The 20,566-nt window shown below is 56.3% G+C and carries 22 protein-coding genes and 1 pseudogene; 13 read left to right on the forward strand and 10 right to left on the reverse strand.

Annotation, left to right across the window (positions count from 1 at the left end):
• Window positions 1-465: 465 nt before the first annotated feature.
• Window positions 466-1,359, reverse strand: a complete 894-nt coding sequence (locus tag ACW4TB_RS05930) for a LysR family transcriptional regulator (protein ID WP_279928983.1) — start codon at window positions 1,357-1,359, stop codon at window positions 466-468.
• Window positions 1,360-1,491: 132 nt separating this feature from the next.
• Between ACW4TB_RS05930 and ACW4TB_RS05935 the strand changes: the two genes are divergently transcribed.
• The 3 genes from ACW4TB_RS05935 to ACW4TB_RS05945 all read left to right on the forward strand — a co-directional run bounded on the left by ACW4TB_RS05935 (window position 1,492) and on the right by ACW4TB_RS05945 (window position 3,655).
• A complete protein-coding gene (locus ACW4TB_RS05935; RefSeq protein WP_115274238.1) occupies window positions 1,492-2,472 on the forward strand; it encodes an aldo/keto reductase in 981 nt (326 codons plus the stop codon).
• A gap of 86 nt (window positions 2,473-2,558) precedes the next feature.
• A complete protein-coding gene (locus tag ACW4TB_RS05940; protein WP_279928981.1) occupies window positions 2,559-3,248 on the forward strand; it encodes a carboxymuconolactone decarboxylase family protein in 690 nt (229 codons plus the stop codon).
• A gap of 95 nt (window positions 3,249-3,343) precedes the next feature.
• Entirely contained in the window at window positions 3,344-3,655 is a 312-nt protein-coding gene (locus ACW4TB_RS05945; RefSeq protein ID WP_115274240.1) for a putative quinol monooxygenase, read from the forward strand.
• 296 nt (window positions 3,656-3,951) lie between these two features.
• Here the strand turns inward: ACW4TB_RS05945 and ACW4TB_RS05950 are convergent, their stop codons facing one another.
• From ACW4TB_RS05950 to ACW4TB_RS05970, 5 genes and pseudogenes are all read right to left on the reverse strand, one after another.
• Window positions 3,952-4,572: a tyrosine-type recombinase/integrase gene (locus ACW4TB_RS05950; RefSeq protein ID WP_279928978.1), complete on the reverse strand. Its 621-nt coding sequence runs from the start codon at window positions 4,570-4,572 to the stop codon at window positions 3,952-3,954.
• Window positions 4,573-5,213: 641 nt separating this feature from the next.
• Window positions 5,214-5,382 (reverse strand): annotated as a pseudogene (locus ACW4TB_RS05955) (IS5/IS1182 family transposase); the annotation flags it as partial.
• Window positions 5,383-5,474: 92 nt separating this feature from the next.
• Window positions 5,475-5,840: a hypothetical protein gene (locus ACW4TB_RS05960; protein WP_174369962.1), complete on the reverse strand. Its 366-nt coding sequence runs from the start codon at window positions 5,838-5,840 to the stop codon at window positions 5,475-5,477.
• A complete protein-coding gene (locus ACW4TB_RS05965; protein ID WP_279928973.1) occupies window positions 5,837-6,814 on the reverse strand; it encodes a hypothetical protein in 978 nt (325 codons plus the stop codon). The genes ACW4TB_RS05960 and ACW4TB_RS05965 overlap by 4 nt, the downstream gene beginning before the upstream one ends.
• Before the next feature lie 9 nt (window positions 6,815-6,823).
• Entirely contained in the window at window positions 6,824-7,312 is a 489-nt protein-coding gene (locus ACW4TB_RS05970; RefSeq protein WP_198756100.1) for an Hcp family type VI secretion system effector, read from the reverse strand.
• A 787-nt stretch (window positions 7,313-8,099) separates the two neighbouring features.
• Here ACW4TB_RS05970 and ACW4TB_RS05975 point away from each other — a divergent pair.
• The 4 genes from ACW4TB_RS05975 (at window position 8,100) to ACW4TB_RS05990 (ending at window position 11,105) form a co-directional block, all read left to right on the forward strand.
• Window positions 8,100-9,005 (forward strand): LysR family transcriptional regulator, encoded by a 906-nt coding sequence (locus tag ACW4TB_RS05975; protein WP_012314971.1) that lies wholly within the window; start codon window positions 8,100-8,102, stop codon window positions 9,003-9,005.
• A gap of 152 nt (window positions 9,006-9,157) precedes the next feature.
• Window positions 9,158-9,574 carry a nuclear transport factor 2 family protein gene (locus tag ACW4TB_RS05980; protein WP_279928968.1) on the forward strand — a complete coding sequence of 139 codons (417 nt, stop codon included), beginning with the start codon at window positions 9,158-9,160 and terminating at the stop codon, window positions 9,572-9,574.
• Window positions 9,575-9,706: 132 nt separating this feature from the next.
• Window positions 9,707-10,468: an SDR family NAD(P)-dependent oxidoreductase gene (locus ACW4TB_RS05985; RefSeq protein WP_254466041.1), complete on the forward strand. Its 762-nt coding sequence runs from the start codon at window positions 9,707-9,709 to the stop codon at window positions 10,466-10,468.
• 79 nt (window positions 10,469-10,547) lie between these two features.
• On the forward strand, window positions 10,548-11,105 hold the full coding sequence (locus tag ACW4TB_RS05990; protein WP_012314974.1) for a flavin reductase family protein: 558 nt from the start codon (window positions 10,548-10,550) through the stop codon (window positions 11,103-11,105).
• A gap of 17 nt (window positions 11,106-11,122) precedes the next feature.
• Here ACW4TB_RS05990 and ACW4TB_RS05995 read toward each other — a convergent pair whose 3' ends face one another.
• From ACW4TB_RS05995 to ACW4TB_RS06005, 3 genes are all read right to left on the reverse strand, one after another.
• Window positions 11,123-12,022, reverse strand: coding sequence for an AraC family transcriptional regulator (locus ACW4TB_RS05995; protein WP_012314975.1), 900 nt, complete (start codon window positions 12,020-12,022; stop codon window positions 11,123-11,125).
• Window positions 12,023-12,230: 208 nt separating this feature from the next.
• A complete protein-coding gene (locus ACW4TB_RS06000; RefSeq protein ID WP_012314976.1) occupies window positions 12,231-12,485 on the reverse strand; it encodes an Atu4866 domain-containing protein in 255 nt (84 codons plus the stop codon).
• Window positions 12,486-12,512: 27 nt separating this feature from the next.
• The gene (locus ACW4TB_RS06005; RefSeq protein ID WP_012314977.1) at window positions 12,513-13,250 is read right to left on the reverse strand and encodes an SDR family oxidoreductase; all 738 of its coding nucleotides are present in this window, start codon (window positions 13,248-13,250) and stop codon (window positions 12,513-12,515) included.
• A 295-nt stretch (window positions 13,251-13,545) separates the two neighbouring features.
• On the opposite strand from ACW4TB_RS06005, the gene ACW4TB_RS06010 reads away from it, so the two are divergent.
• The 5 genes from ACW4TB_RS06010 (at window position 13,546) to ACW4TB_RS06030 (ending at window position 18,243) form a co-directional block, all read left to right on the forward strand.
• On the forward strand, window positions 13,546-13,977 hold the full coding sequence (locus tag ACW4TB_RS06010) for a DoxX family protein (protein WP_012314978.1): 432 nt from the start codon (window positions 13,546-13,548) through the stop codon (window positions 13,975-13,977).
• Window positions 13,978-14,035: 58 nt separating this feature from the next.
• Window positions 14,036-14,959 carry an NADP-dependent oxidoreductase gene (locus tag ACW4TB_RS06015; protein WP_254466043.1) on the forward strand — a complete coding sequence of 308 codons (924 nt, stop codon included), beginning with the start codon at window positions 14,036-14,038 and terminating at the stop codon, window positions 14,957-14,959.
• A 248-nt stretch (window positions 14,960-15,207) separates the two neighbouring features.
• Window positions 15,208-15,570, forward strand: coding sequence for a hypothetical protein (locus ACW4TB_RS06020; RefSeq protein WP_012314980.1), 363 nt, complete (start codon window positions 15,208-15,210; stop codon window positions 15,568-15,570).
• Window positions 15,571-15,699: 129 nt separating this feature from the next.
• Entirely contained in the window at window positions 15,700-16,614 is a 915-nt protein-coding gene (locus tag ACW4TB_RS06025) for an AraC family transcriptional regulator (protein ID WP_039603493.1), read from the forward strand.
• A 495-nt stretch (window positions 16,615-17,109) separates the two neighbouring features.
• Entirely contained in the window at window positions 17,110-18,243 is a 1,134-nt protein-coding gene (locus ACW4TB_RS06030) for an aminotransferase class V-fold PLP-dependent enzyme (RefSeq protein WP_279928958.1), read from the forward strand.
• Window positions 18,244-18,303: 60 nt separating this feature from the next.
• On the opposite strand, the gene ACW4TB_RS06035 is transcribed toward ACW4TB_RS06030, so the two are convergent.
• Window positions 18,304-19,119: a CAP domain-containing protein gene (locus ACW4TB_RS06035; RefSeq protein WP_279928957.1), complete on the reverse strand. Its 816-nt coding sequence runs from the start codon at window positions 19,117-19,119 to the stop codon at window positions 18,304-18,306.
• Between the two features lie 330 nt (window positions 19,120-19,449).
• On the opposite strand from ACW4TB_RS06035, the gene ACW4TB_RS06040 reads away from it, so the two are divergent.
• Window positions 19,450-20,487 (forward strand): GGDEF domain-containing protein, encoded by a 1,038-nt coding sequence (locus ACW4TB_RS06040; protein WP_279928954.1) that lies wholly within the window; start codon window positions 19,450-19,452, stop codon window positions 20,485-20,487.
• Window positions 20,488-20,566 lie beyond the last annotated feature (79 nt).

Consider the following 20,566-nt stretch of genomic DNA (forward strand, 5'->3'; position numbering starts at 1 on the left):
GCTGCACGTTTTCACAAATAGAGGACTGGCCCGGCCACGATTTTCATCAGGTAGTCAATCAAGCCATAGGAGGCTAAGTGAAAACGCTTGATCATCGTGGGCTCAGTCATCGCGGGCAGTGCCTTCACAAAGCGAATGATTTGCTTCGAGAGAGCGATATGCCTGAATCTGAGTGGCTAGCCGCCGCCATTCGCCGACTGCGAGCTGTTCTTGCGGGTCGGGATGTGCATTCAGCAGGCGTTTACGAGATGACTTCAGCGTAGATGAAGAGGGGGTCGATAGCGGCCATACAGGAACGGCTGCTTTCGACCCTAAGCGGTCTCTCGCGAAGGGCAGGAATCGGCCAGAAGCCGCCGGTGGGAACCAGCAAAAGCAAGCATTGACGATGGCGTGGATCGACCGCCGGAGGTGGTCAGTCACCAAGGAGACATTTGCCAGCCGACATAGGATCTGTTCAAGGAGGCCCTAATCCCTGTAGCGGAGAGCGTTGGCTACAAGTGCGAAGGCTGGCAAGGATTGCCTCCGACTCGGGTAGTAAAAGTGATACCCCGGAAACGTCGGCGCCCAATCCTCAAGAACACGGACCAATCGGCCACTCTTGACGTACGGCTGGACAACATCCTCCGGCGCATAAGCCAAACCGTACCCTTCCAATGCGGCGGCCATTGTCTGGGAGGAGGTATTGAAGATCATCTGCCCTGGCACCTGAACATTCAGCGCTTTACCAGCCTTTGAAAACTCCCAGGCATACAGGCCACCGTGGGTGGGTAAACGCAGGTTCGCGCAGTTATGGGTGGTCAGATCCTGGGGGACTTGTGGCTTTTTGCGTTGGTCGAAGTACCCGGGCGCGCCCACCACAGCCATGCGAAAGTCAGGGGAAATCCTCACAGCGATCATATCCTTTGCCACCTGATCGCCTATCCGTACCCCCGCGTCATAACGTTCAGCGACGATATCGATCAACCCGTAGCCGATGTTGATCTCCAAGGTGAGGTCGGGATAATCCGGCAGCAACCTAGATAGTTTCGGCCAGAGAATGGTGGATGCGGCATGGTCGTGGGACGTTATCCGAATAGTCCCTGATGGCTTGTCGCGCAGCTCTCCCAACGCGGCGACTTCGGCTTCTATTCCCTCGTAGTAAGGCACGAGGCTGCCGAGCAAACGCTCGCCAGCTTCGGTCGGCGACGCACCGCGTGTTGTGCGGGTAAGCAAGCGAATCCCGAGACGCTCTTCAAGACTGCGGATGCTATGACTGATAGCGGATTGGGACACACCCAGATGGGCAGCGGCCCTAGTGAAACTGCGCTCACGCGCTACGGTGATAAACACCGAAAGGCTGTTGAAATCGTACTGGGTCACTATGAATTTATCTCATGCCGGTTATCTCAGTATGCCACTTCTTGAATGTATAAGGTGTTTTTAAAGTAGCTGCATCCCCAGTAACCCGACAGTTTGAGGGTTGGTTTCTCATACCTTCAAAGGAGATGGATGATGCAAAAGCGCAAAATCGGCAGCAACGGCCTCGAGGTTTCAGCCATTGGTCTGGGCTGCATGGGCCTGACATTCGGCTATGGCCCCGCCACTGACAAAGCGGAAGCAATCAAACTCATCAGGGCGGCTTTTGAGCATGGTGTCACTCTCTTCGATTCGGCCGAAGCCTATGGGCAAGTCAACGAAGAAATGGTGGGCGAAGCCGTTCAACCATTCCGCGAGCAGATCGTCATCGCGACAAAATTCGGTTTCAAAGACGGCAATCCCGTTGCTGGGCTGGACAGTCGGCCGGAGCGCATCCGACAGGTAGCGGAAGAGTCACTCAAGCGCCTGAAGACCGACTGCATTGACCTGTTTTACCAACATCGCGTTGATCCTAACGTCCCCATGGAGGATGTTGCCGGGGCCGTGCGCGACCTCATCAAGGAAGGTAAGGTCAAATATTTTGGCATGTGTGAAGCCGGCGTAGACGCTATCCGTCGCGCCCATGCGGTACAGCCGCTGTCAGCGCTTCAAAGCGAGTATTCGATGTTTACCCGCGAGCCTGAACTGGAAATTATTCCAACCCTTGAAGCGCTCGGGGTTGGTTTCATTCCCTTCAGCCCCCTGGGTAAGGGTTTCCTGAGCGGGAAAATTGATGCCAGCACGACCTTCTCCAGCGGTGATGTACGGAACAATCTGCCTCGTTTTGCTGACGGTGCCCGGGAGGCTAACCACCATCTCGTCGCCCTGATTGGTGAAATCGCCCAGCGCAAGCAAGTAACCTCGGCTCAGATAGCATTGGCTTGGCTGCTGGCACAAAAGCCGTGGATTTCACCTATCCCCGGTACCACCAAGCTGCATCGCCTGGAAGAAAACGTAGGCGGAGCATACGTGCAATTGACCGCAGAAGACCTTCGTGAACTCAGTGAGGTTCTGGCAGAGGTGCCTGTGCAAGGTGAGCGTTATAACGCGCAGATGATGAAAACCATCAACCGTTAAGCATTCTTCAGCGCGTGACGCTGTTTCTTAGAGCCAGCGTCACGCGCTCGTTTCCAACTATTCATCTGCACGAGCGATCATTCACTATGAAATCAGACAAAGCGGACTTCGCCGTACCGGCATTTGTACGCTACACCCAAGACGTGCTTCTGGAAGAGATATGGCAGCGTCCCCAATTGCTGCCCCGGGATCGCAGCCTCGTGACCGTTGCCGCCTTGATTGCGCTGCATCAGCCAGCCGAAATGGTCCGCCAATTCGATTTGGCGTTGGACAATGGTGTTACGCCCACCGAACTGAGTGAAGTCATCACTCATCTAGCATTCTATTCAGGCTGGGGCAGTGCCACATTAGCCGCATCCATCGCCAAAGACGTATTTGAGGCCCGCGATATCGCCCGAACCGCTTTGGCGGATGTACAGGACAGCATGCTCCCCGTCGACGAAACCTTTGAGCAGATGCGCGTGGCGGCGGTAGAACAGATGATCGGCCCTGCATTCGAAGCGCTTGCAGGCTATACCACTTCGGTACTGTTCCATGACCTGTGGCTGCGCCCGACGCTAACTCCGCGTGATCGCTGTCTGGTCACGGTCGCAGCCCTGGTTGCAGTGGGGCAAGCCGCTCAAATTCCCTTTCACGTGAATAAAGCCATGGACAATGGCCTGACCCAAATTCAAGCCGCTGAAGTCATTACCCATCTGGCCTTCTACGCCGGCTGGCCGAACGCAATGTCGGCGGCTGCGATAGCCAAAGGCATATTCGAAAAGCGCTCCGAGTAAGTCGCCAAGCAATTCCGGCGATGTACGTCGAATCGGCGGCCGCGAATCGGTCGTTTCGCGTCAGCTAAGGGCTCCTCTAGATCCAGGATACAAACATGCAAAGCAGCAAATCCGAAGAGCGGCACATCATCTGCGAGCTTCGCTGCAATGACTGCAATATCGACCGGGTCAAAGCGTTGATCATGCGATTTGTCGAACCGGCAAGAGCGGAACCCGGCTGCCTGTATTACAACCTCTATCAGAGCTTCAAGGCACCCAATACGTTTTACATTATCGATGGCTGGATGAACCAGCAGGCTGTCGAAGAGCACGCTGCCAACCGGCATGTCTCCAGTGTTATGGATAAGCTACGTCCACTGCTCACTTTCGGCCCCGTCATTACCCTCAATGCTCGTGTAAGTGATTAAGGCCAATCGGCTGGTTGCACTTATTGGAAGTGCCGACGGTTATGCAATTCAAATTTCACCAAGAGCGGTTTTTGATTGATGTCCATTTAGGGTCCAGGCTGTGTGAAAACGCTTGGCGCGATCCGGCTGGTTAGAAAATGACCAGAATTTCGCGCTCCTGCGCGAAATCTGGGTTAGCTGAATAACCAAGCCATTTCAGATTTCACGTACGCTCGCGATCTTCAGAGACCCGTTTGGGTTTTCACACAGCCTGGGTCGGTTAGCGACGGTCTACCCTCGACCGTCGCTTTGGATGGTCAGACCTCCGTCTGCTCTGCCATCTCCAAGGCATCGTCGACCTCAATCCCCAGATATCTGACGGTGCTTTCAAGCTTCGTATGGCCAAGCAGGAGTTGGACTGCCCTCAGATTCTTGGTTCTGCGATAGATCAATGAGACCTTCGTTCGCCGCAACGTGTGGGTGCCGTACAGCGCTGGATCAAGGCCAATGGCTGTCACCCAGGCTTTCACTATTCGAGCGTATTGCCTGGTGGACAGATGATCTGAACCATGTAGCCGACTCGGAAATAGACAGTCCTCGCTACGGAGGTGAGCCTGATGCATCAAGGCTTCCAAAGCCATACGGGTTTGCTCGGTGATCTCAAATTGCACTGGATGATGAGTCTTCTGCTGCATTACGATCGCTCGTGACGACACATGCTCTCCATGGGCTACGTCCCGTACACGAAGCTTGGTCAAGTCGCAGGCTCGCAGCTTGCTATCGATGGCCAAGTTGAATAACGCCAGATCCCTAGATTTCTCCGCGATCTGGAGCCTTACCCGGATGGCCCAGATATCTCTAAGTCGGAGCGGGGCTTTCTGCCCGACTAGCTTTCCCTTGTTCCATGGGCGATGGGTGTAGGTAGCAGCGGTTTTCATGGGTTGTCCTCCGCGTTAGGGGAGAACAAGGGTGAACTCGATACGGTGGACGGTCGCTAACCGACCCATTGCAGACACTCACGGAAAGGAGTATTGCAAACCGAGGCCTCCGATCGTCATTACTGCTGGCTCTGGCTTGACAGCACTCTTCAAATTCACTGCAATGAAATGCGTTTAGGGCACGAACCAAGGAATCAGCCATGGGCAAGACGCCATCCTGTTCCCGGGGGGACATCCTCAGTGCCTCGGTTTTCATTCCGGTGGGCTTGTTTCTGGTCTGCCTTACATTTTGGTTGGTTGAAGACCGCTTGGACCGCTTGGGCTTTGTAGTTCACGCCCAACGCGCCCGAGGCAATGTCAGCGCTGTGAACGCGGGCGGCAGTCATCCACAAATCGACTTTAGGGACGCCACTGGCAGAGTGATCAGCTCACCCGAAAAGGGTTGATGTCCGGCTACGCCATAGGCGACCGGGTTAACGTGTTGTATCGCCCTGAAGCGCCCGCTACGACCGCACTCATCGAGGACCGAGGCGCGCTGTGGGGCGCGAGCCTGCTGGCCGGTCTGTTCGCTTGCGTATTCGCGTTGGGAGGTAGCCGCTACCACCTGGCCGCATGGATTTACCGACGCCGGATGGCGCAACCAGTTGAAATGGTTTGCGACCACCGCCGGCCTTTGGGTAGTGCGCCTCAATCAATGCCACCAAACAGCTCCACGGCAGCATCTGCTCCATCTCGGCCATGAAACGCTCGCGACGGGTTTGCTTGCGCTTACCGGCGTTACTCGAAATCGGAAAAGCTCATCTGACTCATGAGACGGAGGGCTTGTAGAGGGCAGTGGACGAAGGGCTATTTCAGCACAGGTCAGACGACCTGTGCTGACTTGATCGGAGAATCCCTAAGCTTCAACGATATACATAATGGAAAATGGTTAGAGCAATGAGCAGTACCATTTGGATGGCTAACATGCTCACCAATAATCGTCTCATGTTGGGCGGGAAACGTTTAACTTCATTTAAATCAATCAAGCCTCTGCGCAAAAAGATTGACGGTATCGCCAGTACCAAAGAAATCGACCCCGTGCGCATGACTTTGCCCAGTAAGCCTGCATGCTGGAATATTTTTTTATTGCCGGCCACGTACGTACAGTTCGGGAGAAACGACTCAAAGTGCTCAGTGTATTTATGTGCGATGTAACACAGCACGATCATAGACAGAATTATGGGCGCAAGGATCAACAGCGCAATCAATCCAGGGTCAACTGCATTCACTCCGATACCTCACGATATAAATAATCACCCACCATCTCGCCTCCCCAGCTCCCGATGTCTCCGAAGATTTTACCGCCAACTGCACCGCCTACCACAGCACAAACCAGCGCTCCAGGGCCGCCTGTAGTAACCCCCAGAACGACTACACAAGCACCAGCCCCTGCCATACCTCCCGCATACCCACCGAGGCTGCCGCCTCCCAGGCCACCTATCAACGCCGAGCTTTCAACATATTTGGCGCGGCGGCACTGCTCCTCCCGGCCCATTGTGCAGGCTTTATGAATCGACAAGCCTGTGGCAGCCACATCCAGCGCAGTACCGATATACGTGCCTTTCTTGACCAAATTCGACGCTTTGGCAACACCAGATACCTTGTCGGCATAGCCGGCGATCTCGCCTGTGTGGAGGTAGCTGCGGGTCGAGATGCCCAATGCCTGCTTGACCTTTCCTTGGTTACGTAACCCTGAACCGTACGCGGCGAAATTTCCCAACTGCTTTTCGAGCTTCATGAACAAAGCGGTGCGCTTGGCATAAAACGCGTCGCGGGCACTCAAGGTGCCAGAGCCGAGGTACTCGCGATGTAATTTCTCGATCTCCTCAAGTGTGTCCTTGATATTTTGCAGATGCCTGCTCCAGCCGTCACCGACTGCACCAACTCCCATTGAAGCGTTGGCAAGAACGCTTTGCAGCAAGTCGAAGTGCTCCAGGAAAAAATCATCCGCGTCCACCCCACTTGTAAGCAAGCCAGCGTGCACCTGAGCAGCCTTGGCCATGAGGAAAGCTTCGTGGCTGGTGCAAGAGGGTGTATCGGGGTCGCCGACGATCACCAGCTCCCCGCCCATAACCACACTGTTGGCAATGTGCGCATTCAGAACATCGAATTTGCCCTGAGCATGCCCCGATACCGGTGTGCTGGCCTTCAAAGACTGGTAGGACTGGGTTCTGGAGTTGATGAAGCTGCGTGCCTCACTCATCGTCTTACCTCACGCATACTTCTTATTGTTGATCCGGTCCCAGCCCCCCGTCACATTCCCTCCAGCGCTACCATCAGTTCGTTTCTGCCGGGTGTAGGTGGTCTTGATGCGTCCGTAGTTCAACTGAACGACCTCGATAGGAACGCCCGAGCCGGCGTTCTGCGAGTAGTCGGCAATGATCACTTCTTCCAAGACAATTTCGTAGTACTTGAGCTTGTCTGTGCCTGCCCGGCAAAGCACGAGCTTCACTTCTTTCAGATGTTGGCCCGCACAGCTTGCTTCCAGCAGCTTGCAACTCGCGCTGTCGAGAAACTTAGTGAAGGTGAAATTGGTCAGGGTCGTACGACCGGATGTCGCACCGCCAGAAGAGCTCGCGGTGGCAGATGTGCTTTGATTGACGGCGAAGTTGTAGCTGTTGATCTCGATCCAGTTGGTGTACTGCTCATCCAGCGCTTCGCCAGGGATACCGTCGATTTGGATGTAGGCATCGAAAGCCATATTTACCGCTCCTTGGTAATGGTTGGAATGATTCTCTTAGGGAGAGTATGACACTTATATCAAAAAAATGTTCCTGGGCACGTTATGGATTTTCCGATCAAGTCAGCACAGGCTGACCTGACCTGTGTTGGGATAGCCCTTCCTTCAGCCACCCCAACAAGCCTTGCCCATGAGTCAGATGAGCTTGTTACAGGCCAACCATGACTTACGGCTTGAAATGGCCCCTGAGCAACGCAGGGCTTTGCTTGATCCGCTAACACGGCTATGGAACCGCGGCGCGTTAACGGAGCCTTGGTGATGTGGCCTGTACCACTGTGAAGTGTTAGGGGCAAGCCGTCGGCGCCGGTGGAGACCGCCTGGCAGTCGGTGCTGCTTGGTGTTGCCAGTGGCAACATGGGTAAACCGTCGGCGCCGATGAAGGCTACCTGGTGAACGAGGGAAAGTGTTGCCCTTGGCAACACTTTAAATGGCACTCAGTGGTGACCACCTACTTGCCTTGAGCGTTGGGACTGCTTGGACGTGTTGCCAGTGGCAACAGTGGAGAAGTTTGTCCGGGCCGATGATGAGAAATTGCACCTGACTTGACCAAGCGTTTGCGCCATCTGCATCGAATGTGGCCTGTGCACGGGTACGTCTTGACCGGCAGGAATCGACCCATAGCTGACGCTCATGGCCTCAGTAGAACGACAGGCGCTTCAAACATAATCGGCCGAGGATCGACTCACCTGTCGACATAGTGACGCGCCCCAAATAGCATGCCTCAATCCAATATGCCCGAGCTGGTAAAATGATCTCAGATCCTGGCACACCAACTCTAGACCAGCTGAAAGTTCTCCTGACGGTCGTAGAAGTGGGAAGCTTCGCTGGCGCTGCAAGGAAATTGCATCGTGCAACGTCAGTGGTGAGCTATGCCATTTCCAATCTGGAGATGCAGCTCGGCGTATCACTTTTTGACCGCAAGACGACACGTAAACCACAGCTGACAGAGGCTGGCCGTACAGTGTTGGCCGAAGCACGAACCATCATCAACGGAGTCAACGGACTGCGATCGAAGGTGTCTGGACTGCTGCACGGTCTCGAAGCAGAGGTGCATCTTGCTTTGGATGTAATGCTGCCAGCGGAGCGGGTGGTCGATGCGCTCAGGACTTTTAGACAGGTGTTTCCCACCGTGGCTTTGCATCTACACATGGAAGCGCTCGGTGCGGTCACGCAATTAGTACTTGAGAAAAAAGCCGGCATTGGGATCAGTGGCCCCCTGGACCCGGGAAGGGATGGCCTTGAGCGTGTCGGCGTAGGGAGTGTTGAGTTAGTACCCGTTGCAGCCCCGGCGCACCCACTTGCCCTCGCCAGCCGCAACGAGCCTGGCGCGGCAAGAAATCACATCCAATTGGTGTTGTCAGACCGCTCACCGCTTACCGGGGACAGAGATTTTGCCGTAGTGAGCCCCCGTACATGGCGGCTCGCGGACTTAGGCGCAAAACACATGCTCCTCAAGGAAGGCATTGGCTGGGGCAACATGCCCTTACCTATGGTCCAAGCGGACCTCAATGCGGGACATCTTTCCCATCTCGATCTTCCTGATTGCAAAGGCGGCTCTTACGCGTTTGACGCTATCTACCGGACTGATTCGCCGCCTGGGCCGGCTGGGCTATGGCTCATCAAACGCTTCGGCCAGCAAGCCGAAGCTCTCTAGACTTGTCGAATAAGTCGTATTAACCGTTCGATATTCTTCTGGTTTTTAGCCAGCTAAGCCCCTGTTAGGGTGTTGCTCATAGACCAGACACGCGCACCTTCGGTGCCTGGGCCTCAATAATCGCAAGACTCCGGTACTACAAAGGTGAACCTATGTGTTCAGCAGCCGAGCTTCTCCACCACCATTTCGAAATGTTTGTTGATGACCATGAAAAGTGGAAATCCCTACTCGCTCCGGACATCGTCTGGGAGCTGCCTTTTGCCCCGAGTCTCGGTCACCCGGAGAAGCTGGTCGGCCGCGAACAAGTGCTCAATCATGTCGGATGGTTTGTCGGAGCGGTGGAGTCGTTTCAATTCCACAATCTACGTATTCAACAATTCACTGATCCACTAACCGCCGTCGCGCAAGTCAAGGCACAGGGGATCATCACTGAGACGGGTAAAACCTACTCACAAGAATATGTCGTTTTCGTTAGCGTTCGTGAGGGTAAGCTGACGCATATTCGTGAGTACTTCGATCCTGTCCTGGCGGCTTACGCCTTGGACTCCCCCTTGGTGATGCCAGGCTAGCGGCGCTGCCGAGTGCACGAAAGAAGCAAAACTCCGACAGGCAAAGCAAGGTCGCCAAGGAGTTGCATGTCAAAAAGAGAGAAATTGGCACCGTCGAAAGCGACAACCAATTCCTGACTTGGAGACATCAAAATGACTGACTTCATCCCAACCCCAAACGAAGTGGCAGGCAAAGTGGTGCTGGTAACCGGCGCGGCTAGCGGCATCGGGAAGGCCATCGCCGAGCTCCTTCACAGCCGTGGAGCGAAAGTCATTGCCGAGGATATCGACCCGAAAGTCAACGCCCTTGAGCGTCCCGGCCTGGTTCCTTTCGTCGCCGATATCACCGTTGACGGTTCTGCCGAGCAAGCGGTGGCGTTGGCGGTAGAGAAGTTTGGCAAGCTGGACGTCCTGGTCAATAACGCCGGTCGCATCCTATACAAGCCCCTCGTCGAAATGACCCGTGAAGATTGGGAATGGCAGATGCAAACCAACGTGACGGGGGCGTTTCTTCATTCCCGAGAGGCGATGAAGGAGATGATGAAGAACAAGAGCGGCGCGATCGTGAACATCGCCTCGTACGCGTCCTACTACGCATTTCCCGGTATCGCGGCCTATACCGCGTCCAAAGGCGCATTAGCACAGTTGACTCGTACCCAGGCACTGGAAGCGATTGAGCATGGCATTCGGGTCAATGCCATTGGCGTGGGAGATGTGGTTACTAACCTGTTGAACCATTTCATGGAAGACGGTCGTGGGTTCCTGCAAGAGCATGGCAAGTCCGCGCCGATCGGTCGAGCTGCAGCACCGGAAGAGATCGCCGAGATTGTCTCCTTCCTGGCTTCCGAGCGCGCCAGCTTCATTGTCGGTTCGGTGGTCATGGCCGATGGCGGCATGAGCGTCCCGGTAGGTTAATCCTTCGCCTCGTCCGCGTTGTGCTGAATTGGCAGCACAACGCGTTTTCTTGCTAGCAGACCTTTTCAGCGGAGGCGTCATGACCGCACTTCGAAAATCCGACTTTCCCCTCATCGACGTTCGCCAGCATCTGGAAACCGGGCCCATCGTGCTCGTGACCTCAGCCTGGAACGGCGAAAGCAACATCATGACCATGGGCTGGCACATGATGATGCAATTCGATCCAGCCCTTTTTGGCTGCTACCTCTGGTCGGGGAACCATAGCTATGAACTGATTCGCAACAGCCAGCAATGCGTGATCAACGTACCCACTCTGGAGCTGGCGGACCAGGTGGTCGCGGTGGGAAACAGTACGGGCACTGACGTGGACAAGTTTGGTCAATTCGGACTTACCGCTACAGCGGCGACGCGGGTTGCAGCGCCGCTGATAGCCGAATGTTATGCCAGCTTCGAATGCCAGCTGTACGACTCGAAGTTGATTGGCGAGTACGGTTTGTTCATCTGGGAAGTCGTCAAAGCGCACGTAGATCGCTCCGTGGAGCAGCCTAGAACGCTGCACTACAGGGGAGGCGGTCAATTCATGGTGGCTGGAGAAACCTTGGACTTTCGCCAGCAATTCCGTCCCCAGAACCTCTGACTGGCATAGCCCACTCACTATTTACGGTATTGAGTGGGCGTGACGCCAACCTCACGTTTGAACACCTGCGAAAAATGGCTTGGGCTGCTGTATCCGATCTCCAAGCCTATATCGATCACGCTCCGATCCGTTTCGACCAGGAGCTGCCGGGCTCTTACCATCCTCAGTCTGATGAAGAACTGCGACGGAGAATAACCAGCGGCTTTTTTGAACAGCCGGCTGAAGTGATACTCGCTCATACCAGCTATTTCGGCCAAGTGCCCGAGATTGAATTCCTCAGCCAGATTCGCCTCCATCGCCGACAGCACGCGGCGCAGCTTGTAAGCAGGCAATGCGTTGCGGTGCACGATATCGTCCGCTGAGCTGTCTAGGTAGCTGCGGGCAAGGTGAATGGCGATGCACTGGGCCAGACCCTGCAGATAAAGTGGACTGGCCCTGTGCCCCGTCAGCTCCAGGCGAACTTGCTCCAATAGAACGGACAACCCAACGTCACGCCCGCCTGAGACTTCACGTAGTCGAACCGCTTCCACAGACCCGCCCAAGACCTCATGGATGGCTTTTTCCAAAAGCGGGATGCCGAGGTAGATATGCATGACTTCAAATGGTTCTACACCGTCTACGTTCCAGCGCATCTCGTAAGGCTGTGCCGAAGTAGTCAAGAAGAAATCACCTTTGGACACCTGGCTACATTGCCAGTCGCCGTCAAGCTCACGCTCCTGAACGGCAGCATTCCCGGAGATGATCCACACGAGCAAGGGCTCAGCTACGGCGGGCACGATAAAGCTCTCTTCGTTACGCTCCCGGTTAAAGATCTGCACCAACATATCCCTATCGGCCAGGACGTCCGAGGCGGCAAGCCGCTCACCCCGAATGTAAGCCTCCAAACCATGGGCTGAAGTCCGCTCTATGACATCCATGGGAATTGTCACCTCAGTCAGTACGCGTGCTCAAACGAGCCACCTCGGGCATTGGTCTCACAGGGTGGACTTGAAGTTCAAGCCTAGGCTTTCAATGGTGAAGGCCCATCGCGGACCCGTTTGGGGATGTAAAGAACCCGCTCTGGATGCGTGTTCTGAAAGGTAAAGGTCGAAAAAAAGCCGGAATGTCTCCATTCCGGTCGGGCCTTCAACGCTCGGGATATAGAATCATCCCTGCGTGATACAGCACGTTGCTACGAAACTCCCCGTCGGCAGTAAATCCGCTGTCATCCACATACTCGATGTGATCACCCTCTAGCCAGTATCGACCTTGGTACGCGCTTTGTTGCCCTCCGCGGGCTTCGTCATAGCGGCCGCCAGGCAGGAGCTCATGGCGAATGCGACCGTCAGCCGTCACCCACATGCCAACGTATTTATCCTGTTCTCCAAGTGGTTCACCCATGGCATTTCCTCGCTGTCGACCAAACATTCAGAATGGACTTGCGGTTGGACGCACGATCAGTTCGCTGACATCGACATCTGCAGGCTGTTCTACGGCGTAGGCGATCGCCCGGGCAATCGCCGAGGCTGGAATCGCGATCTTGCGGAACTCGCGCATCTCGGTTCGCCCGCCCTCATCGGAAATGCTGTCGGCCAGTTCGGACTCGGTGACGCCTGGGGCAATGACGGTGACCCGGATGTCCCCCCCAACCTCCTGGCGCAAACCTTCGGAAATGGCCCGTACGGCATATTTGGTAGCGCAGTACACCGCAGCGGTCGGGCTCACGGCGTAGGCTCCAATCGAGGCAATATTGATGATCTGACCGGCACGCTGTTCTTGCATGAGCGGCAGCGTTGCGGCAATGCCGTGCAGGACGCCGCGAATGTTCACATCGATCATGCGGTTCCACTCATCTACCTTGAGCGCTTCGAGTTTCGAAAGCGGCATGACGCCGGCATTGTTGATCAGCACGTCGACGCGTCCGTGCAGTTCGATAGCGAAGTCGATAAAGGACTGCATGTCATCTAGGTTGGTGACATCCAGCGCCAGGACATCAGCAACATCGCCTGCTGAACGAATCTCCCTGGCCAGAGTTTCCAGGCGATCGGTGCGGCGGGCGCCCAGGACCACGCGAGCGCCTTTGCTGGCAAGCAGGCGGGCTGTCGCTTCGCCGATACCACTGCTGGCGCCGGTGATGACGATGACTTTTTGTTCGATGCCGTGCATTTTCGTACTCCTGTTTCTGGCTTAAGGGGCCACCGCCGGCAGGCAGGTGGTGAAGCAAGAGTAAGAAGCCTTGGCTGAGCTGGGTTATCCGATTCCTCCGGTCAACATGCACGATCCTGCGTAAGCGGTCGGCGTTTGAGGCCATGCAATGACAGCGGGCAAAAAGCAAACATGCTTGTCTATTTCATCGAACGTAAACAACGAAATTAGGCGGCTATTCAGCTATGTGAGGCTGTTCCAAACTTACTCATACCAGCGTTCCATTCCGGAATGCCTACATCAAGGAACGTATGCCATGCCTCACGCCGCCACCATTTCAAGCTCAGTCTCTCATCCTTCGGCTGCAACAGCTGGTGCCGCCGCACTAGTAGGACGCGTTTTTCTGAGCGCGATCTTCATCCTCTCAGGCGTATCCAAGGTAAGCGCGCCGGCCATGATGATCGGCTACATCAGTTCAGTTGGTCTGCCGTTTCCTTCCTTAGCGCTGACGCTTGCCATCCTTGTGGAAATAGCCGGCGGTGTCGCTCTGATCGCCGGCTATAAAACCCGTGTTGTCGCAGCAGTTTTGGCGCTTTTCAGTGTCCTCACTGCGGTGATCTTCCACAGTGCTCTGGCCGATCAAAATCAATTCATTCACTTCTTCAAGAACATCGCGATGGCCGGCGGTTTGTTGCAGATCGTGGCCTACGGCGCGGGCCGCTTCAGCTTGGACGCGCGTCGCCAGTAACTGACGCGCGCTGGCAACTATCGACTAGATAAACCATTACCTACAGACGGGGAAGTTCATGAAAGCTATACAAGTGGCAGAGTACGGTCAGGTTGAGCGGCTTGAGCTGATAGAGCTTGAAGAGCTGGTGCCCAACGATGACCAGGTTCTGATTGACGTTTCCGGGAGCGGAATCAATCCGATCGACTGGAAGATTCTCTCGGGGGCCATGAAGCAGTTCATCCCAATGTCCTTCCCCTACACGCCGGGTGTCGAGGTTGCTGGCACCATTGCAGCAGTTGGAAAGAATATTCATGAATACGCTGTGGGTGATGAGGTGTTCGGATTCATTGGAATAGTCGGTGGTTACGCCACTCAGGCTCTTGCAACGCCCGACAGGCTTGCGCACAAACCCGATGGGCTATCACTTGTTCACGCCGGTGGAATTCCTGCCGCAGCGCTTACTGCTTGGCAGGCGCTGCACGAACAAGCCGAAATCCAGCCAGGCCAGACTGTTTTGATTCATGGTGCCGCAGGCGGGGTGGGTAGTTTCGCGGTCCAGTTAGCACGGCTGGCCGGCGCTCATGTAGTGGCAACGGGCTCGACCAGAAACCGAGACTACCTCCAATCACTCGGCGCCCATCAGTTCATTGATTACACCGCACAACAGTTCGAGAACCTCGTCAGCGATGTCGATATCGTCATTGATCTGATCGGCGGAGAAACTCAGGATCGCTCCTGGACGGTGATCAAACGCGGTGGGGCATTAGTCTCGCCTGTCAGCACGCCCAACGTGCAGAAAGCTCTTGAGTACGGCGTAGTGGGCAAAAACTTCGCAACCCGGTCGGACGGGCGCCAGTTAGCGGAGATAGCGAAATTGTTTGCTGAGAAGAAGCTCCACGCCGAGGTTGAGGTCGTTCCGCTTTCCAACGCGGCTGAGGCTTTGATGCTAAGCCGGGGAGGACATACTCGCGGCAAACTGGTGTTCGATGTGAATCGGTGATTAACCTCGAAGGCCCTGCGCTCGAGTGAATCCGCCAGAAAGCAGCCCTGCGCAGGAATATGCAAAAGCCTCGCAGGAACCAAATAACGGCCTGCTTATCGCCGCCGTAATCTGAGCCCAAGCAGAAAGCGAGCCCGCTTCTGCCGCCGGCCATCAGAGCGACCTAGCCTGCAACAAACAGGAATCCACGTCACGCTTTGCACTGAAAAACCGGCAACGAATCCATCGCAAATTACGGAGTCGCTGTCATGAAAACTGTACATTCAATGATGATTGGAATTGCCTTATCTGCTCTCAGTGCAAGTTCGATGGCACTGCCGGCCAAAGAAATTGGCCGTTGGACCAATCAGACCTGCAAAGAAGTGATGGCTCCCCTTGTGGTGGAGGGTGGAGCGGATCGTCTCAATGACCGCCGTGTGGCTGAGGGTGGTGCTGATCGCCTGAATGACCGGCGCACGGCCGAGGATGGTTCGGATCGCCTGAATGACCGCCGTGTGGCTGAGGACGGTGCTGATCGCCTGAATGATCGCCGTGTGGCTGAAGATGGTGCGGAACGTCTTAATGCCCGTAGAGTGGCTAAAGTCGATGTGGATCGTACCACCTATGCCTGACGCATATAGCCCTTCCTATCGAGAGCCCGGCCCGCCGGGCTCTTGCATTTGAAGGGAGACCATTAGCATCTACCCAAAAAGCAGCGGGCCAATTTATTCTTTGCAATAGAACCAGCCTAATGGTAGGTAATGGCAGTGGATGATAGGGACGAAGAGCTGACGCGTCTGAGGGCCGAGCTGGCATCAACCATGCATCGTTATGCTCCCACCTATGGCGTGTTTCAGACGGGAATTGCTCCGCTGCATTTCATACGCAGTGATACTCCAACCGACGTGATCCATACTGTCCATAAGCCGGGGCTATGCATCGTTGTGCAGGGCCGTAAACAGGTGCAGTTGTGGGAAGAAAGCTATGTCTACGACCCTTTGAACTATCTGGTCGTCTCGGTAACCCTGCCTCTAGCGGGTCAAGTGACAGAGGCATCCTCAGAACAGCCCTATTTCTGCATCCGCCTGGATATCGATCCGGCAGAAATCGCTCAGCTGATCGCAGACGTCAGCCCTGTCGGCGTGCCGAGCCAACACCCCCACCGAGGGCTATATCTGGATAAGATCGATAGCTCCTTGCTCGATGCAATGCTGCGATTGGTACGTCTGTTGGATGTGCCATCGGATATCCCAACGTTGGCGCCGCTAGCACTAAGAGAAATTTTCTACCGACTGCTCAAAGGCCAGCAGGGTCAGCGTTTACATGAGATAGCCATAACCGATAGCCAGACCCATCGCGTCACTCGGGCCATTGAATGGCTGAACAACAATTATGCACAGCCGTTGCACATTGATGAGCTAGCGAGCTATGTCAATCTGAGTAACTCGACGCTTCACCATCGATTCAAGGCTGTCACCGCAATGAGTCCTTTGCAGTATCAAAAACAACTTCGCCTGCAGCATGCACGCAGGTTGATGATCTCAGAGGGTCTGGATGTATCTACAGCCGGATTCAATGTGGGCTATGAAAGTCTCTCACAGTTCAGCCGTGAATACAGCCGGATGTTTGGGGCCCCACCGAGCCGAGATATCGCGAAGCTTCGCTCTCTCGGGTAAGGTGCTACTGAAGGCTTGGCTAAAACAACCCTAATGGCGGACGCCGAACATAAGGCGCTGCCGCACCTTTTCGGCCGCTATGGGTCGACAGCGGTCAGTCGCGACCGACTGCAGTCGACCCGTAGCAGACATCTGTAACCGGGTAGGCGTACGGCGAACTCCAGTTTCGCCACTAGCCACGGCATCAATGCCAACGTCATCCTTAACTGGGTACCGCTCTACCGAAAGCAGCCGGCGGCAACGCTTCCTGCTTTCATCCCGCCAAAAGCGCAAGCGTTGCAGTTGCAGCCCCAGGTCGAGGCGACGAGCCGTGACATTCCATGCCGGGACCTCAATCCTGAAGAATTACAGCTTAGCGCATCGCAATGTGCCCTCCCCAAGCTATGGTGGTAACTGCCGTTTGACAGACGCCACATCAGTCCCGACTCATCCTGTCATTTGCCAAAGCTTGGGGCAGGGTCGATACCACTGACATCCATGCCAAAGGAATCACCTATGTCTACGCTTTATCCCAGTATTGATCCTGAGGGGCTGGTCGAGTACTCGGTGGTCTACACCGACCGCTCGCTCAATCACATGTCACAGGCATTTCAAGGCGTGATGAAAAACATTTCCAGGACCCTGAAACAGGTCTACAACGCCCAGGCTGTTGCGGTGGTACCAGGGAGCGGCACATTCGGCATGGAAGCGGTGGCACGGCAGTTTGCCACCGGCCAGCAATGCTTGGTGATACGCAACGGCTGGTTCAGTTATCGCTGGAGCCAGATCCTTGATATGGGCAACATTCCGGCAGCCACGACGGTGCTGAAAGCCCGGCCGATAGACACGGGTCGCCAAGCGGCTTACGCCCCACCCCCTCTTGACGAAGTCCTGGCAGCCATCAAGGCGCAGAAACCGCAGATGGTCTTCGCCCCCCACGTTGAAACCTCATCAGGGATTATCCTGCCCGACGAATACGTCCGGGCCGTCGGCGACGCCGTGCATGAAGTGGGTGGCTTGTTCGTGCTGGACTGCATCGCCTCCGGCACGCTTTGGGTTGATATGCAGAAATGTGCAGTGGACTTGCTGATCAGCGCACCGCAGAAAGGCTGGAGCGCCTCCCCTTGCTGCGCCTTGGTGATGTTCAGCGCGTTGGCCCTGGAGCGCATGGAGCAGACGCGTAGCAGCAGCTTTGCCTGCGACCTGAAAAAGTGGCTTCAGATCATGCAGGCCTATGAACAGGGCGGGCATGCCTACCATGCGACCATGCCCAGCGACTCGCTCGCGCGATTCAACGACGTGATGAACGAGATGCAGGCCTACGGTTTCGATAAGGTCCGCGGCGAACAACAGGCCTTGGGCGATCGGGTGCGCACCATGTTGACCCGTAAAGGCATCAAAAGCGTGGCTGCTGCCGGTTTCCAGGCCCCTGGCGTAGTGGTGAGCTACACCGACGATGCGGGTATCAAGACCGGTAAGAAATTTGCCGACCACGGCCTACAGATCGCCGCCGGGGTACCGTTGCAATGCGACGAGCCCGCCGATTTCCAGACCTTCCGCATCGGTCTGTTCGGGCTCGAAAAACTACACAATATCGAGCGCACGGTCAGCACCCTTGAGCAGGTGATCGACGAAGTGATGGCGACCTAAACCATCATCCTGGCCGCAGCACCTGTCGCAGGTGAATTTGCCCCCAAGGCGCGCCCCCTTTCAAGGCGCGCCGAACAGCATCGTCCAGTACACACCCTCATCGCTACGCGAGTTCGCGGCAAAAGCAGCACCTACATGGGTAAACATCGGGTTCATCAGGTTGGCGCAATGCCCGGGGCTGGCGAGCCAGCCTGCCATCGCCTTGCTTGCAGCCCCCTGCCCGGCGGCAATGTTCTCGCCGATCTGGCGGCCACGGTACCCGGCATCGCGCGCTCGATCTGCCGGTAGATCGCCGTTAGGGTCACGGTGCGCGAAGAAATTGGCGTTGGCCATCGCACGACTGTGTCTCTGCGCCGCCGCGCCCAGAGCGGTATTCCAGGCCAACGGACGTGCAGCGGCGAAGCGCTGGCGACCACACCAGCGCGGCTTCGCCCGTGCTGCGTTGGCCTGTGCCAGCAACGCTTTGCTAACGGATTGCCCATTGCCGAGCTGGGCATCGAGCAAGGGACGCGCCAACACTACCCGCCACACGTTCCGGTCGCGACTGATACCAATATCGGCAAATTGACTATCGAGCAAGGCAGCACAGTAATCGCTGCGTAGCATGTCAAAGGCCTCCTCGGCATCTCGGGCACCGACCAGACGGATGGCTCGCACCTTCACCGCCTGGTAGCCGACAGCCTTCAACCCTTCCCGCAAACCACCGCCGTAACCGACCGGCAACGCCAGCTTCGACTTTAACGCCAGCGGCGTCGATACCTGAACTTGGCGCCTCTCGCAGCGCTGTGGCTGGGCACGGTAGTCGTTGATGGCTCCCACCAGTTGCCGCTCCCCGCTGGCATGGGCGGGGCTGACGAACAAGGAGAGCAAAGGCATGAGGCAAAACGAAAAAATGGCGGAGCAGCGGACAGCGTGGCGCATGGGCGAACGGCTCAAGAAGGATGACGGCAGCAAAGCCACTTGAAGGGGCTCGGCTCAGACTGGGCGTCTCAAGTAAGGTTCAAGCGGCAATGATGATTTGTCGGTAGAGCGAAGCGCTGGCTTGGGCGTGGCCGCCAGATTTCCGCACTTGGCCTGGAAATGGAGCGGTTTGGCTCCTATACCAGAACAGCCGGTTTTGGTAGACAATCGCCAGCCGATCCTGACCTCGCAGAGAGCGCTGCGGCCTTTGACAGGCGCCGCCCGCCCCCAGAAAAAGGAAGTCCCATGCCAGCTTGCCCCCTACCCACCGACGAAGCAGCTCGCCAGCGCACCCTGGATGAGATGCACCTGCTCGATACGCCGGCCGAGCATTACCTCGACACCCTGGTACGGCTTACCCAGCAACTGGCACAAGTGGACACGGTGCTGATCAGCCTGATCGACCAAGAGCGCCAGTGGTTCAAGGCACGTATCGGGCTGGCGGCCAGCGAGACGCCGCGCAACGTTTCTTTCTGTGGCTACGCCATCCTTGGGGAGGACACATTGTTGGTGCCCGATGCCACGCGTGACCCGCGTTTCGTCGACAACCCGCTGGTACTCAGCGCCCCCTATATCCGCTTTTACGCCGGGCACCCCCTGCGCGCGGGGAATGGCAAGGCCATAGGGACATTGTGCATGCTCGACCCCCGCCCGCGCACGCTGAACGAAACGCAGCAAGCGAACTTCAAGGACCTGGCCACGCTTGCAGAGGGTTATCTGCAGCTGCGTGGCCTGATCCAGAGTAACCGTGACTTGCGCCTGGAAATGGACCGAGAGCAGCGCAAGGCCATGCTTGATCCGTTGACGCAGTTGTGGAACCGCAACGGTCTGACAGCGTTTCAGGACCACGAGCGGCGCCGGGCAGCACAGAGCAGCCTGCGCCTGGGGGCGATCTATGCGGACCTTGACCATTTCAAAAGCATCAACGACAGGTATGGCCATGCCAGCGGCGATCAGGTGCTCTGCGAATGCGCCCGCCGCCTGCGCGCAGCCTTGCGCCCGGACGATCTCGTGGTGCGCCAGGGCGGTGAGGAATTCGTCGCTCTGGTCAGGGTCAACGACAGCGAAGAGCTCAAGGGGATTGCCGAGCGGGTTCGGCAGATGATCGGCAGCGAGCCGGTACAACTTTCCACCGGCCCGCTACGGGCCAGCGTGAGCATCGGCTGCACGCTGCTCAACGATGACGAACACCTCGACCAGGCGCTGGAACGCGCCGACACCGGGCTCTACAGCGCCAAGCAGAATGGGCGGGACCGGGTGGTTTATGTACCAACCGTTGACTGAACCGGATCATCCGCAGACGCAAAAAATGGCTTTTGCCTGACTTCCTTTTCAGGACCCTGTGATTGATTCAAACAGGCGG

The sequence above is a fragment of the Lelliottia jeotgali genome (assembly GCF_977070485.1).